The following is a 15,348-nucleotide window of genomic DNA, read 5'->3' on the forward strand; positions in this document are numbered from 1 at the left end:
AGGGAGGGTAAAGCGTGCTGGTTAGAGAACAATCCCCCGCTGTCATTGGCCCCTCGGCAGGCGGGCATGCCGCGAGCAGGGCAATACGCTCTGGAAGGGTTATCGGCTGCCGCGTCGATGAGACAACCTTGCTGATCATCGGCCTCGGCCGTGTCACGGCCGGCGACGTGGTCGTCGGCCTCGGAGAGGATCAAGCCGTCACGCCAAGCTTGTTTGTCTCGGAATGGCGATTGGCCGCATCCTCACCGCGGGCCAGGCACGGCTTCGCGGCGATCCTTCCGGCTGTGGGCACGGACCTGGCCATGAGCACGATCCGGTTCGGAGAGGAGGAGGCCGGCGCACGCTACATCTTTGCGCCCCGGCTTATCTCCGCGGAGGAAGCAGCCGCGCTTGTGGTCGAGTCTGCGGGATCTCAGTCAGCCGCAGTCCTCGACCGGCTCGTGGACGCTCTGATGGTCGGCAATGTCAGCCGCCGCAGACTTCTGACCATAACCGCGCTTTTGCAGTCAGCCCACGCCGGCGATGGGTTTATCGAGTTGATTGGTGAGAGCCATGATGGCGCGACGTTCCTGCAGGGCTGGAGCCGCGGCATGGCGCCGGGGCCTTGCCGGGTGTCCGTGGTCGGCAATGTGACGCCGGTGGTTGCGGAGTGCGGTATCGCCATCTTTCCTCGCCGGGACGCTCCCGATGGCGCCTCTGGTTTTGTCGGCCTTCTCGAGGCCAGCCAGGCTGCCCTCGCGCTCGACATCGAAGGTCTGGTTTTTCGGGGGCGCGCCGGTTGGAGGTATGTTGCGGTCCACCCCCGAAAGCGCATCGCCGGCCCGCTGGAAACGCCCGAACATATCCGGTCGATTCTACTGCGGACCCATGGTGCGCCGGACGTGCTCCTGTCCCTGCGAGCAGCCGCCAACAGCTTTGAGGGCAAGGAAACCGTCTCCAGCCTGCCTTATCCCGTCCGAATGGGAGTAGACAGCACATTTGAGGCCGATGGAGGAAACCTCCTCGTCTCCGGCTGGCTTTATGACCCCGACGGCCACGTCGCAACGGTAAGACTGCGTCGATGCGATGCCGCGGCTCGCCTCGACGAACGCTGGACGCGTTTTGATCGCCCCGATGTCACGGACAGTTTCGACGACCAGCAGCACTTCACACCGAGCCTTCGGAGCGAACAGCGCGCGCATGGCTTCATCGCCCACGCCCAATTGCCGAATGAAGATCCTGGTGCGCCCCTCTATTTCGAACTAACACTGCACGATTCGCGCCGTGCGTTTCTGCCAGTGAAACCAACGCGGGTTTCTGCGCGCTTGGCGGCATTGCGCCAGATCGGCTCCATCGATCCCGCAAACGGTGCGCTGCCGGCGATAGTCGATTCACAAATTGTCCCGTTCCTCGGACAATCTGGAAGGTTAACACCGGTTGTCGAGACAATCCTCGATGCCGGCTCCTTCGATGAGAAAAACGGCCCACCGATCGTCATCGGCGCCGGGGAGGGCGAGGAGGACATTTCCCCGCTGCTGGCCTTGCTTGCGCTCGATCCGGAGACTCGGCGCACGCCGATCGTGATCGCCATGCCCGCAGAGCGCTTCCGCAGGCAGGCTGCTCGCCTCAGGGAACTCGCGCGGTTCTATAGCCTTTCGGCCAGGCTGGTATCGGCGAAGGGAACAGGCGACGTCTACGACATGCTGGAAGCCGGCACGCAAGCACTCTCCTGTGAAACGGTCGTGTCGCTCTCCGCCTCACTGATCCCGTACGGTCCAGGCTGGTATGGAAAACTCTTGGCCAGGGCCGCGACGCTCAAAGGAAGCGTCGTCTCGCCGGTCCTGGTTTACGAGGACCATTCCATTCGCTGGGCGGGAAACTGGATCGATGACGGCAACGGCGACGAACCAGTCGTGGGCCGCTATACGGGATATCCTCTCAAAGCGGTTACCGACATGAAGCTGACCCGTATCGCGGCGGCCTCGCTCGAGTGCTGCGTCATGCCCCGCGATGCCCTGTTGCGCGCCGGCGGCTGTTCCGGCGGCTATCTGGGCGCGCAGGAAAAGGGTCTGGATCTCGGCCTCCGTCTCAGCCGCTCCGGGTTTGACTCCTATTTGCTGCCATCGGTGCAGATGTGGGGCTGCGACGACGCCCGCAACGGTGGCAGTCCAGCGATGGCGGCTCTGGTGGAAGAGATCGATCGAAAGATCTTCAAGAGCCAATGGTTGCCTATCCTCACCGTCGAAAAGCACTCGGAAAAGAGGCCCGCATGAACGAGCAGCTTCGCGTCCTTGTCGTCTCGCATGCGCACCCGAGCGTTTCGCTCGGCGGGGCGGAAATCGCCTCTCACAACCTACATCGCGGCCTGAACGCATTGCCGAACGTGCAATCGGTTTACCTGGCCCGGGTGGGCCATCCGGTCCCGCGGCATGCCTCGTCCGCGCTGATGAGCCTTCGCCTTGCCGAGGATGAGTTGCTGTTCCACGCGGACGACTACGACCATTTCTTTTTGTCGAACGGCGATACCCAGGCAATCACCCGCGACCTGTTGCGTTTCGCGCGCGATCTCAGGCCCCATGTCGTTCATTTCCATCATGTTCTAGGCATTGGCCTTGAAGCCCTCTACGCCCTTAGAGAAGCATTTCCGCACGCGGCCATACTCGTCACATTCCACGAGTATCTGTCGATCTGCCACAATCACGGGCAGATGGTGAAACGGCCTTCCGGTCAGCTCTGCGAAACAGCATCCCCCGTCGCTTGCCACGGCTGCTTTCCCGACATCCCCGTCTCACGCTTCCTGAAGCGGGAGTTGTTTGCGCGCGGGATGCTTGGCCTTGCCGACGCTTTCGTCTCCCCCAGCCGGTTTCTGGCGGAGCGCTACGTCGCATGGGGCATCGAAAAGGACAAGCTCAGTGTGATCGAGAATGGCATCGCCGTGGAAACAGCTGCGCCCGCGCGAGAAACGCAAGGTCCCAAACCGCGCCGCAACCGCTTTGCCTATTTCGGACAAATGACGCCGTTCAAGGGGGCCGACCTCCTGATCGACGCTGTTTCGCGCATCCCGAAGGAGATATGGGGCGAAGACTCCTGCCTGATGATCTTCGGCGGCAACCTCGAGCGACAGCCGATCGAATTCCAGGAGCGGATGAAGAAGCTCATCGCAGACGCCGGCCACCGCGTCCGTTTCTACGGCGCTTACCAGAACGCCGACGTGCCGCGTCTCATGCGTTCGGTCGACTGGGTGGTTCTGCCGTCTGTCTGGTGGGAAAACTCGCCCATCGTGATCCAGGAGGCCCTGCTCCATCGTAGGCCGATGATCTGCTCCGACATCGGCGGGATGGCCGAGAAGGTGCGTGAAGGAAAAGATGGCCTGCACTTTCGCGCAGGCAGCAGCCAGGATCTCGCGGACCGCATCGTCGAAGTCTTGGGTGATAGCCAAATCTGGGAGCGCCTCTGCGTTTCCATGCGACAGCCCGCCGACCGCCTCGCCTGCGCGCGAGAACACGTCAAACTCTATCGCGCGCTGCTGCGGCGGAAGCTAGATGCCGCGATGACCGAGAGCTCGGCGCTTCTCGCGCACTCGCGTTAACGACGCTCGCCTTGTGAAGCGCTGAAAGGGCTTCACAAGAGAGGATCGGTCAACCAAACCCTTGAGAAGCCGTTCGTAGGAACAAGGATGCTGCCGGCAACCAAGAGCGTTGGACCTGAGACAGGTTGTCACTCTTCAGCAAGGCCATCTTGTCGAGTAGGCTCGGCAACATTCGGATCACGAATGCGCGGCCTCATCGGCCCCGAGGCGGCGCGCGATACGGCCGTCCAGTTCCGCCATCCTGCGGGCGAAACTAGGATTTTCCGGCTGATATGTCATGGCGTCCACAAGCATGGTCCGCGCCGTCGCAAGCTCACCGTCGCGAATGTGGCGGTTGGCGCGATGATAGAGGAAGTTTGCTCGCTCAACCGGAGAGAAAGCCGAGCCGAAGCGTGCATGAAACTGGTCGGCCCAGGCTCGATGCCGGGCGATCGCCGTCACAGCGATCTGATAGGGTCGCATCGGCGCCATGACTCGGGCTGCGCGAGCCAGCGCGCGTAGACCCGGAAGATCGTCTTCGCGGCAGGCTTCGATCAGCGACAGGGCGCGTGCAGTTCCAGTGAACGCCCGAACGGTGCCATGGCCTGTCATGTGGACCGGTACGAGGTGCGTCCTCGCCTGCAGCGTCGCGATTCGAACCGCGTGCTGGTGATCGACGGCGTGGAACGGATCGAAGAAGAGATAGGCCCGGCCAGCTGCGTGATCAGGCGCGATCCCCATATTGGCGTGGAGGTCGGGCGAGAAATGGCGTGCAAACCGGCCGTCGAAAGGAACGGCCTTCGGATCGATCGAGATCTGAGGGCAAAAAGCGATGGCAACGGCAGCGTTGAAGCGCCTTCGGTACCGCAACGCCGCATAGCCGCCCTGCGAGTGCCCGTAAAGGATCCGCTCCGGTGCTGCTCGCAGGATGGGCGCGGCCGCCTCGACCGCCTTGACGACGCTCGCCGCCGGAAACCAGTTCGGCCGTCGACTGATGAAGCCAAGCGCCGAAATGTCAGCTTTCTCGCAGAACCGCTGCCCCCAGAAGCGGCTGCCGTTCGCCTTCATTTCCATCTCGTTAAAGGTGACGAGAAGATAGGGAGATGATCCTGAACGATGTATCACCTCCAAATTTTCATCTGAAAATACGAGCATACGGCGATCCCAAGCAATTACGGAACAAATATACTTCAATATTTGAAATATACTATCCATGATAGAAATATGCGTAAAAACATGCTGAAAATCAACTCCGAATTTATACTCACGCTTAGACGATATATTTGCTAATCGCTTACTCCGGGTTACAGAAGAGGCTTATCCAGTTCGCCGAGGAATTACTCACGTCCAGCGTTCAGGCATGATGTGTCGCTCCCGCACGCGGCTTTACTTGAGGAGAGGGAGACAGGCGTAGTTGCGACACGGATCGAATGGAAGCCTGCCAGATTGCCGTGTGCTGGGCCTTAAACGCAAGAAAGCCCTCTGAGAGGGCTTTCTCGTTGGTATAATGTGTAAATTTTGGTTGCGGGGGCCCTGATGGCACAGACGCTTGTAAAATTTGTCGTCTTCAAGGGATTTGAGGAGACGATGCCTAAATGGGTGAATTGATATCTTTAGTGACAGCGCGATCCTTGTGCTCCCATTAGCGAGGCCCGACCATTTTGCGATGAGGCCTCATGCGCGGGCTCAAGTCGTGACACATTCACCGAGCGATTTCGTCATCATAATTGGGTAGCGTCGCAAAGCCCGACGCGGACCGGAGCACCGATCCTCGTCGGTACTCGGCAGATGATTCTACAACTGTCAAAAAATTGACCATTTGGTCAGTTTTTGACCTTGACCGTTCCAAGGCTACCTTTCTCAAAAGAAGCACGACCCAATTAAATCAATCAGATAATCACATGGCATAGAACTTGCTGCTCTCTGATCGGTGCCAACCATCGCCATCAGGGGAACGACATGTCAAATAAGCCTCGCCTGCAAGACACCACGAATACGTCCAATCAAACAGAGATTTCGCGCCGCAAGCTTTTGGGGGCTACGGCCGCCGGTGCCGCGGCCGCCGCCTTCGGGAATTTCACCATATTCTCACGACAGGCACAGGCCGCCGAGCCATTGCGCGTTCTCTGCTGGCCGGGTTACGAAGAGAGGGATGTCATCGCCGAGTTCGAGGATCTCCATAAGACGAAGGTGGAGTTCAAGATCTACATCGGCGGCGAACAGATGCTGCAGTTCTTCGCCCAGACGCCGCCCGGCACATTCGACGCAATCATTTCGGACGCCGAGTATGTCCAGAAGCTGAAGGCGAACAAGGCGATCGAAGCCTACAAGACCGACGGCATTCCGGAGCTTGCCAACTACCATCCGAAGTTCCGCGATTTCGCACCCACCAAGGGCGAGACCGACGGCACCGTCTACGGGATCCCGACGCGCTTCTCCTTCTACGGCATCTCCTACAACACGGACGAAATGTCGGCGGAACAGGCGGCGGACTGGAATTCTCTGCTCGATCCGAAATATGCCGGCAAGATCGGCATGTTCGACTGGTACCTGCCGAACCTTGGCAATGCCAGCCTCGCCGTCAATCCCGGCAACCAGACACCTTACGCGATCACCGACGACCAGCTGGTCAAGGTCAAGGAATTCCTTACCAAGCTGCGGCCGCAGATCGGCATGTTCGGTTCTTCCAACCAGCCGATCGCGCAAGCGATGCTTGCCGGCGACATCGTCGCCTCGCCGACCGGCGACCTCGATATCGACCTGAAGCTGGCCGGTTACGACAACTTCTCTTCGACGATTCCCAAGCAGGGCGGCATTCGCTGGCAGGAAGTGGCCTGCGTTTGCTCGGCGTCGAAGAACAAGGATCTCGCCATGGAGTGGGTCAAGTACATGACCTCGCCCAAGGTGCAGTCGAAGCTCGTCTATACCAAGGCCTTCAAGGCGCGCGGCCCGAACATGAAGATCGTGGACTACTGGGACGACGACCAGAAGAAGCTGCTGTCCTACGTTCCGGACCCCGAAAACCCCGGCAAGATGCTTGTCGAGACGCTGATCGACCACTCGATGCCGCGCGGCCTGCCGGCCAACCAGCCGGAACAGGCGTGGATCGACATCTTCAACGAGTTCAAGACGGCCTGATCGCCTTCCGCCGTGCCCAGGCGCCCCGCGAGTGCGGGGCNGACATCTTCAACGAGTTCAAGACGGCCTGATCGCCTTCCGCCGTGCCCAGGCGCCCCGCGAGTGCGGGGCGCACCTTCCTCGTTTCCGGGATATTCCATGACCATCGCCTCGACCACGCCCCCAGATCTCGAACTCGTCGCGATTACGAGAAGTTTCAATGATTTCGTCGCGGTCGACGGCATCAATCTGACGGTCGGTCGCGGCGAGTTCGTGGCCATCATGGGTCCGTCCGGCTGTGGCAAGACTACGCTTCTGCGCATTCTCGCCGGATTGGAGACCGCCAGTTCCGGCCAGTTGCACATCCGCGGCAAGGACGTCTCCGACGTGCCCGTCAACCTGCGCTCGACGCGGCTTGTCTGGCAAAACTACGCGCTCTTCCCGCACCTTGACGTCGCCGGCAACATAGCCTTCGGCCTGACATTGAAGCCGCACGACAAAGCGGTCGTCGCCGGCAGGGTAAGGGCCATGGCCGAGCTGGTCGGCCTCACCGATCTCATGGGGCGCAAGATCAGCCAGCTCTCCGGCGGGCAGAAGCAACGCGTGGCACTTGCCCGCGCGCTCGTCACCGAGCCGGAAATCCTGCTCCTCGACGAGCCGCTCTCGGCACTCGACGCCCATCTGAGAATCCGCATGCAGGGAGAGCTCAGGCGCATCCAGCAGCAGCTCGGCATGGCCTTCATCTACGTCACCCACAACCAGGTCGAAGCCTTTTCGATGGCCGACCGGGTGGTTGTCATGAACAAGGGGAAAATCGAGCAGATCGACGCGCCCGAGGAGATGTATGCCCGGCCAAAGACGGAATTCGTCGCCCGCTTCGTCGGCACCAACAATCTCTTTGCCGGGCGCATCCAGGAAGTCGCGCATGATCGCGTCATCGTCCATTGCGGCCATGGCCAGGTCGAGGTCCGGACCCACGATTCGCCGCCAGTCGGCACCCCGGTCTTCGTGGTGGTGCAGGCCGACAAGCTGTCGCCGGCCCCCACCGGCGTTGCCGGCGAAAACCGCCTCGACGCCACCTTGCGAGGCCGTGAATACGCCGGCTCCCACAATGTATACCTGCTCGACCTGGTTGACGGCACCGAAGTGAAGATGACCGTGCCGCAGGTTCTCGCCGTCGAGATCAACCGCCCGGCTTCGGCCTGGTTCTCGCCTGAAAACGCCTCGCTGATCCGGGGAGCCGCATGACGAACACCGCCTCCCCCTCCAAGCGGCTGAAGACGCCGGACGACAGCCCGCTCAAGATCCTCTTTCTCGCGCCGCTCGGCCTGTGGCTGGCCGTTCTGTTCCTGTTGCCTCTCGCCTTTCTCTTGTGGATCGGCTTCTGGCGGGTCGAGAATTTCCAGGCCGTCCCTGCCTTCTCCTTCGGCAACTACGCAGAAATCTTCGCGAGCTTCTTTTCGAAATCGCGCTATGGCCTGGCGCTCGTCCAGTCCCTCTGGGTGGCGATCACCACGGCGGCGGTTGCGACCATCCTCTCCTACCTGGTGGCACTGTCGATCGCCTTCGCCGTGCCGGGCCGCTGGCAGCGGCTGGCGCTGCTGCTGGCCGTCGCACCGTTCTGGTCAAGCTACGTACTGCGCCTCTATTCTTGGCAGACCATCCTGTCACGCAACGGCGTGATCAATTCGGTGCTGAAACAGGTCGGGCTTTCCGACTACCGGATCGACATCATCTATACCCAGATCGCCACCCGCATCGGCCTCATTCATTATCTCGCGCCGATCCTGATCGTCATTCTCTATGTCAGCATCTTAGCCATCGACAAGGTGCTGATCGAGGCGGCGCGCGAATTGGGCTGCACGCGCTGGCAGGCCTTCACCCGCGTGATCCTGCCCTTGTCGCGTTTCGGGCTGATGACGGCGGCGAGCTTCGCCGTGATCGTCTCGCTCGGGGACGCGCTCTCCGGCAATCTGCTGGGCGGCGGCGCCGGTGCCTCGATCATCGGCAAGCTGCCCACCTATGCTTCGATGATCATGTCCGACTATTCGAGCTCCACCAACCTACCGCGGACGTCGGCGCTCGCGACGATCCTGATCGCCGTCATGGTTCTTGCTCTGGCGTTCGGCTTCGTCGCCGCCGACCGTGCACACAGGAGGACTTCGTGATCTCCGCTCCTTACCGCCGCAACCCGTGGACCCTTGCCGGCGGCCTCTGGCTCGGCCTCGCCTATGCCTTCATGTTTCTGCCGCTGGTCGTGCTGGTGCTGTTCTCCTTCCAGAAGAACCGTTTCCCCGGCTTTCCGCTGCAGGGCTTCACGCTGCAATGGTATGACAAGCTGTTTTCCGACGGCACGCTGCTGAAGGCGCTCGGCAACACGATGGTGGTTTCGCCGGCGGCCGCGACAGTCGCGACGGTCATCGCCTTTTTCGCAGCCTACGCTTTCAACCGCTTCACCTTCCGCGGCAAGACGACGTTCCTGGCGCTGGTGACCCTGCCGATCCTCATTCCGCCGCTGATCCTCGGTGTTGGTTTCCTCGGCCTGCTCGCCCGGCTGCATCTGTCGGGAACGCTGTTCGCGGTCTTCCTGACCCACGTCGTGCTGATCACCGCACCGGCGCTCGCCATCATCCAGCTTCGGCTCGCCCAGATGCCGGCGGCGCTGGAAGAGGCAGCATGGGATCTCGGCGCGACCGAATGGCAGGCGGTCACCAAGGTGGTGCTGCCGTTTGCCCTGCCCGGCATCTTCGGCGCCTGGCTGCTCGCCTTCACCTTCTCCTTCGACGAATTCATCATCGCCTGGTTCGTCTCCGGGTTCCAACCGACCCTGCCGGTCGCCATCTATTCCGTTCTCGTCGCCGCGATCGATCCGTCGCTGAACGCCATCGGCACGATCGTCTTCGGAATTTCCTGCCTCGTCCTCATCGGCCTCGAACTCGTGCTGCTGCCGCTTCTGGTCGGCAGGCCCGACAATCAAAGCTAGAGCATACGCATGACGCTTCTCTTCAAGAATGCCACCATTCTCGCCATGGACAAGACCCATGGTACGACGCCGTTCTCAGGCGATCTGCTCGTTGAAGGCGACAGCATCGCGGCGGTCGATCGGGATCTCGCGGCTCCCGCAGACGCCCGGGTGGTCGATGCGACCGGCGGGTTGATCATGCCCGGCCTCATCAACGCCCATTTGCATTCCTCGGAGACTTTCTTCAAGGGGCGCTACCAGGGCACGCCGCTCGAAGTCTGGATGCTCTATTCCTATCCGATCCTGATGAAAGGTCCGATCCCGAAACGGTTGCTCTATCTGCGCAGTCTGCTGACGGCGATGGAATCGCTGAAAGCCGGCGTCACGACCCTGGTCGACGACTTTTTCGATCCACCGGGCTTTGACATCGCTCGCCTCACCCGCGTCTTCGATGCATATGATGACGCCGGCATCCGGGCCAACATTTCCCACTGCGTCATCGACAGGCATGTCTTCGACACCATGCCCTATCTTCGGGAGATCATGCCCGCCGCGTTGCAGGATGAGGTCGATGGCCCCTCGATCACCGTGGCCGATTACATGGCCTATTGCGCCGACGTCTTCGGTTCGCAGCACGGCCGCGCCGACCGGCTCGGCTTCATGGTCTCGGCCTCGGCCCCGCAGCGCTGCTCGGTGGAGATGATGCAGGCCTGCGTAAACTTGGCCCGGGACAAGGGCGTGCCCTATCACACGCATGTGCTGGAAACGAAGACGCAAGCGGTCACCGGGCCGGAATTCTACGGCCGAAGCTTGATCCGCTACATGAAGGATATTGGCGTGCTGACGGCCAATACCACCATCGCCCATTCGATCTGGGTTAGCGACGCAGACATGGCCATGATGAGAGAGGCCGGGTGCTCGGTCGCGCACAACGCCGTTTCCAACCTGAAGCTCGGTTCCGGCATCGCGCCCGTCCGCCGGCTGCTCGATGCCGGCGTGCATGTCGGGCTTGGAACCGACGGGCTCTCCAGCAACGACACCGCCCGCATCTTCGACGTGATGCGGTTCGCGGCCCTGCTTCACGACATCGCCGCGCCCGATACCGAACGCTGGGTGACGGCGGCTGAGGTGCTCCGCTCCGCCACGATCGGCGGCGCTCGCACGGCGATGCTCGATGCCGTGACCGGCTCGCTGGAAGTCGGCAAGCGCGCCGACCTGATCATGCTCGATATCACAGGCTACGACTACATGCCGATGAACCGGCTCGACCACCATCTCGTTTATTGCGAGAACGGATCGAACATCCGTCTGGTGATGGTCAATGGTCAGGTCGTCGTCGAGGACAACAGGCTCACCACCATCGATGAGGCGGAGATTTTCGCGGAACTGCGCGAGCTTCTGCCGGCCTATCTGGCCGAGCATGAGGAACTTGAGCGGCTGAACGCCCGCTTCGAGCCCTACATGCGTGAAATGTATCGGCGCGCGACGATCCAGGACATCGGCATGAACCGCTACCAGGGCGATCTGCCGCTCTGGCCCGGCGTCAACCGCCGCGAAGGCTGAGCGATGTCGGTCTTTCTCCCCGCCCAGATCATCCGCGCCAAAAGGAACGGCAAGAGCCTTTCCGAAGCGGACATCCGCCGCTTCGTCGAGGGCATCGGCGCCGGCGAGGTCTCCGAGGCGCAGATCGCCGCTTTCACCATGGCCTGCTTCCTGAACGGCATGGCGCCGGAGGAGACTGCGGCGCTGACGCTGGCGATGCGCGATTCCGGAGAGGTGATCGACTGGACCGGTGCCGGCATCGATCCTCGCACGATCATCGACAAACATTCGAGCGGCGGCACAGGTGACGAGAAGGTGAGCCTGATCCTCGCGCCGCTGGTCGCCGCCTGCGGCATCCACATGCCGATGATCTCGGCTCGCGGTCTGGGCCACACCGGTGGCGAGGTCGATCTCATGGAGGCGATACCGGGCGCCTCAATTGCCCCCTCCACGCAAATGTTCCGCCAGGCGGTAATGGATGCCGGGGTCGCGATCATCGGCCCGACGACGAAGCTGGCCCCGGCCGATGCGGCGATCTATTACGTTCGCGATGTCACCGCGACGGTGGAATCGATCCCGCTGATCACCGCCTCGATCCTCTCGAAGAAGCTCGCTTCGGGTGTTTCCGGCCTCGTCATGAGCGTCAACTATGGCTCCGGTGCCTTCATGCCGACCTATGCGGATGCCGACGAACTGGCTGGAAGCCTGATTTCGGTCGCGCGCCTCGCCGGCCTGCCCATGGTGGCGCCGATCGTCGAGATGGACGAGGTGATGGGGGATGCGATCGGCAGCCGGTTGCAGCTGCGCGAGGCGATCGATTTTCTCGCCGGCCGCCGTCAGGAACCGCGTATGCGGGCGCTGGTGATGGATATTTCCGCCGAAATTCTCGTCATGGCCGGCCTTGCCGCTTCCACCGAAGAAGCGGCCGCCATGCTCGAGAAGCGGCTGGCACAGGGCTCTGCGCTCGAGCGTTTCAGCCGGATGGTGGCGGCGCTCGGCGGCCCGGCCGATCTCGTTGAGAACGCCGGCAGCTATTTTCCTCCGGCGCCGTTCGTGTCCCCTCTTCCCTCGCCCACTTCGGGTTTCGTCAGGAGGGTCGACGCCTATGCGGTCGGTCTTGCCATGGTCGGGCTCGGCGCCGGCCGGAAGATCGCCAGCGACGCGCTTGATCACGACGTCGGCCTGACCGGCATCGTGCACGTCGGCGACGTCGTTGAGAAAGGCGAGCCACTCTGCATCCTTCACTGCCGCTGCGAAGCCGCCTTCGCCACGGCGGCCGAGGCGATTTCCGCAGCCATCCTCATCGGCCGTCACCAGCCTGAACGCCGGCCGGTCGTTACCGGCCGCCTGTCAACATCCGACTGAAAGAATCGCCCCGCCATGCCCTTTGCTCAATCCCACGCGATCACCGACATCTGTATTCTCGTCAAGGACACCCAGCGCTCGATCGATTTCTACGTCGGCAAGCTCGGTTTCGAACTCAATCGCCGCGCCGAGGGTTTTGCCGAGTTCAACGGCGCCGGCCTGACGCTCGCCTGCTGGGAGATCGACCACTTGAGCGAAAATACCGGGGTGCCGAACGCCAAGGCGGAAGGACCGCACAAGGCCTGCATCGCCGTGCGGGTACCCTCGCCGCAGGTGGTGGACGAGGCCTATGCAGAGCTGAAGGAAAAGGGCGTGCCTTTCTACAGCGAACCCAACGATTATGTCTGGAACGCCCGCGGCGCTTATTTTGCCGGTCCAGATGATGAGCTTTGGGAGATCTACGCCTGGAACGACGGCGGCTCGATGGGCAATTTCTGAGCCGCCGCTGTTCTCATCCTTACGTCGCTGAAGCCTCCACCGGCGCGTAGCGCCAGGGCTCGACGGTCGCCGGCCGGCCTTCGATCGAAAGGCTAGCCGTGCGGGGAGCCGTCTCGGCGATCACCTTGCCGCGACGAACAACCGCAAGGCGGTTAGGCTTCATCCGCACAGCCTCGATCGCGTCGCGGGCTTCAAGCAGCACGAAATCGGCATTGCATCCGGGTTTGAGGCCGTAGCCTTCGAGGCCGAAGACCTTGGCGGGATTTTCGGTGATCGCCGCAAAGCAGACCTTCACCGCCTCACGGCCAGTCATATGACCGGTATGCACGGCCATGTGGGCAACTTCCAGCATATCGGCACTGCCGAACGAATACCAAGGATCCATGCAGCTATCCTGGCCGAAGGCGACATTGACGCCCAACGCCATCAGTTCTGGCACCCGCATCATGCCGCGCCGCTTCGGATAGGTGTCGTGGCGGCCTTGCAGTACGATGTTCGCAAGCGGGTTTGGCACGCAATGGATTTCCGCTTCGGCGATCAGCGGCAGAAGCTTCGAGGCGTAATAATTGTCCATGGAATGCATGGAGGTGAGGTGCGAGCCGGCAACGCGACCCTTGAGGCCCAGGCGCTGGGTCTCGTAAGCGAGACTTTCGATGTGCCGTGACATCGGGTCGTCGGTCTCGTCGCAATGCAAGTCGACCATCAGGCCGCGCTCGGCCGCGAGTTCGCACAGTGCCTTCACCGACAGCCGCCCATCTTCCATGGTCCGCTCGAAATGCGGGATCCCGCCGACCACCTCGACCCCCATGTCGAGCGCGCGAACGAGGTTCTTCGACGCGGTCGGCAAGCGGAAGAAGCCGTCCTGCGGAAAGGCGACGAGCTGCAGGTCGAGATAGTCTTTCACGAGGTCGCGCACTTCGAGCAGGGACTCGACGCCCACCAGTCGGTCGTCGCAGACATCCACGTGGCTGCGGACCGCGAGCAGCCCCTGTGAAACGGCGAGGTCGCAATAGCGCAGCGCACGCTCGATAACCGCCTCTTTGGTGAGCAGCGGCTTCAGCTCGCCCCAGAGCTGGATGCCTTCAAGAAGCGTCCCGGAGCGATTGAGTCGCGGCGTGCCGAGCGATAGCGTCGCGTCCATGTGGAAATGGATATCGATGAAAGGTGCGGTGATAAGCTTGCCGCCGGCATCGATGACGCGGCCGGCCTCGGCGGTAATGCCGCTTTCGACGGCGACGATCCTGCCGCCCGACACGGCGATATCGATGCCGGTCCGGTCATCGGGAAGGTTGGCGTTCTTGACGAGAAGGTCGAAGGTCATCATTCGGCTCCGGAGATTGAGTTGGCGTCGCTCCCTAGATCGAGCGGATAGCCGATTGCCTTGCGGGACCGGTCGTTGTTATCCGCGCAAGCTAGAGGTAACCTGACCAAGTCGTCAATTTTTTTAATTGCTGCGGTCGGTTGAAAATCACGTAAGCGGCAAGAAGGATGAGCCAGAGCATGCCCAAGAGCCGGACGGCTGACAAACTCGACGAGAAGATCCGCGCGCGCAACATGAGGATCATTCTCGACGTGGCGACCGACGTCTTCTCCCGTAAAGGTTTCGACGGTACCCGCATCGCCGAAATCGCGGAACTGGCCGGACTTCCGAAGGCCAACATCTATTACTATTTCGCCTCGAAGGAGGAGGTCTATTCCGCCATTATCGCGAACCTGATCGCAGGCTGGGACGACGCCCTGTCCAGCCTGCGTGCCGACCGGGAGCCCGCGGAAGCACTGCGCGACTACGTCAAGGTGAAGCTGGAATACACGCGGAACTATCCGCGCGAATCCCGGCTTTTTGCAAGTGAGATCATTCAGGGTGCTCGCTTTTTAAGCGAGAAGGATCGCGCTCATATGCGTCTGGCGACGGATAGGCACGCCGCGATTCTGGAGCAGTGGATGAGCGAGGGACGCATGGCAATCATCAACCCACGGCATTTCTTTATCATTCTGTGGGCTGCCACGCAGTTCTACAGCGATTTCGAGCCGCTCGCCTGCGACGCGTTGAACACCGGCAAACTTACACCCGCTGACTTCAACATCGCGGCCGACACAATTGTTCGCACCGTGCTAGCCGGAGTGATGCCGCCTAACCGACATACCGGGTAAGACCCACCCAGCTATCGCGATGGGCAGAAAGAGCATTCTCGGGAGCATTGGCTTTCTTTCTCCGTCGCCGCCTAGTCCCGCGGCGGTGAGAGGGAGATCTCGTCTTGTCTTCGTTCGCGCACAACCGCTTCCGCGGGAAAAGGGTGTGCCTTTCACGCAAAAAGGGCTCCGAGTTTCCTCGAAGCCCATTGAATTAGTCGTCAGCTTTTGGTTGCGGGGGCAGGAT

12 protein-coding genes are annotated in these 15,348 nt (G+C 61.6%); 10 read left to right on the plus strand and 2 right to left on the minus strand.

From position 1 onward, the window contains the following. Positions 1-14: 14 nt before the first annotated feature. Together BN1800_RS06360 and BN1800_RS06365 are read left to right on the plus strand one after the other, a co-directional pair. Positions 15-2,252, plus strand: coding sequence for a hypothetical protein (locus tag BN1800_RS06360; RefSeq protein WP_086995573.1), 2,238 nt, complete (start codon positions 15-17; stop codon positions 2,250-2,252). Continuing rightward, positions 2,249-3,568 carry a glycosyltransferase family 4 protein gene (locus tag BN1800_RS06365; protein WP_086995576.1) on the plus strand — a complete coding sequence of 440 codons (1,320 nt, stop codon included), beginning with the start codon at positions 2,249-2,251 and terminating at the stop codon, positions 3,566-3,568. Before BN1800_RS06360 ends, BN1800_RS06365 begins: the two co-directional genes overlap by 4 nt. Positions 3,569-3,745: 177 nt before the next feature. On the opposite strand, the gene BN1800_RS06370 is transcribed toward BN1800_RS06365, so the two are convergent. After that, positions 3,746-4,702 (minus strand): alpha/beta hydrolase, encoded by a 957-nt coding sequence (locus tag BN1800_RS06370; RefSeq protein WP_027507834.1) that lies wholly within the window; start codon positions 4,700-4,702, stop codon positions 3,746-3,748. Between the two features lie 804 nt (positions 4,703-5,506). On the opposite strand from BN1800_RS06370, the gene BN1800_RS06375 reads away from it, so the two are divergent. From BN1800_RS06375 to BN1800_RS06405, 7 genes are all read left to right on the plus strand, one after another. Beyond that, entirely contained in the window at positions 5,507-6,685 is a 1,179-nt protein-coding gene (locus BN1800_RS06375) for an ABC transporter substrate-binding protein (protein ID WP_086995579.1), read from the plus strand. A 138-nt stretch (positions 6,686-6,823) separates the two neighbouring features. Beyond that, positions 6,824-7,912 carry an ABC transporter ATP-binding protein gene (locus tag BN1800_RS06380; RefSeq protein WP_037140815.1) on the plus strand — a complete coding sequence of 363 codons (1,089 nt, stop codon included), beginning with the start codon at positions 6,824-6,826 and terminating at the stop codon, positions 7,910-7,912. Further along, the gene (locus tag BN1800_RS06385) at positions 7,909-8,832 is read left to right on the plus strand and encodes an ABC transporter permease (protein ID WP_086995581.1); all 924 of its coding nucleotides are present in this window, start codon (positions 7,909-7,911) and stop codon (positions 8,830-8,832) included. Before BN1800_RS06380 ends, BN1800_RS06385 begins: the two co-directional genes overlap by 4 nt. After that, complete coding sequence (locus BN1800_RS06390) at positions 8,829-9,647, plus strand: ABC transporter permease (protein ID WP_086995584.1); 819 nt, start codon at positions 8,829-8,831, stop codon at positions 9,645-9,647. Before BN1800_RS06385 ends, BN1800_RS06390 begins: the two co-directional genes overlap by 4 nt. 9 nt (positions 9,648-9,656) lie before the next feature. Then, entirely contained in the window at positions 9,657-11,189 is a 1,533-nt protein-coding gene (locus tag BN1800_RS06395) for an amidohydrolase family protein (protein ID WP_086995587.1), read from the plus strand. 3 nt (positions 11,190-11,192) lie between these two features. Next, a complete protein-coding gene (locus BN1800_RS06400) occupies positions 11,193-12,533 on the plus strand; it encodes a thymidine phosphorylase (RefSeq protein ID WP_086995588.1) in 1,341 nt (446 codons plus the stop codon). Between the two features lie 15 nt (positions 12,534-12,548). Beyond that, the gene (locus BN1800_RS06405; RefSeq protein WP_086995591.1) at positions 12,549-12,971 is read left to right on the plus strand and encodes a VOC family protein; all 423 of its coding nucleotides are present in this window, start codon (positions 12,549-12,551) and stop codon (positions 12,969-12,971) included. A 19-nt stretch (positions 12,972-12,990) separates the two neighbouring features. Here BN1800_RS06405 and BN1800_RS06410 read toward each other — a convergent pair whose 3' ends face one another. Further along, positions 12,991-14,292 (minus strand): amidohydrolase family protein, encoded by a 1,302-nt coding sequence (locus tag BN1800_RS06410; RefSeq protein WP_086995594.1) that lies wholly within the window; start codon positions 14,290-14,292, stop codon positions 12,991-12,993. A 179-nt stretch (positions 14,293-14,471) separates the two neighbouring features. Between BN1800_RS06410 and BN1800_RS06415 the strand changes: the two genes are divergently transcribed. Next, positions 14,472-15,122 (plus strand): TetR family transcriptional regulator C-terminal domain-containing protein, encoded by a 651-nt coding sequence (locus BN1800_RS06415; protein WP_027507826.1) that lies wholly within the window; start codon positions 14,472-14,474, stop codon positions 15,120-15,122. The last annotated feature ends 226 nt before the right edge of the window (positions 15,123-15,348 follow it).

This window comes from Rhizobium sullae (genome assembly GCF_900169785.1).
In the GTDB taxonomy this organism is placed as follows: Bacteria; Pseudomonadota; Alphaproteobacteria; order Rhizobiales; family Rhizobiaceae; genus Rhizobium; species Rhizobium sullae.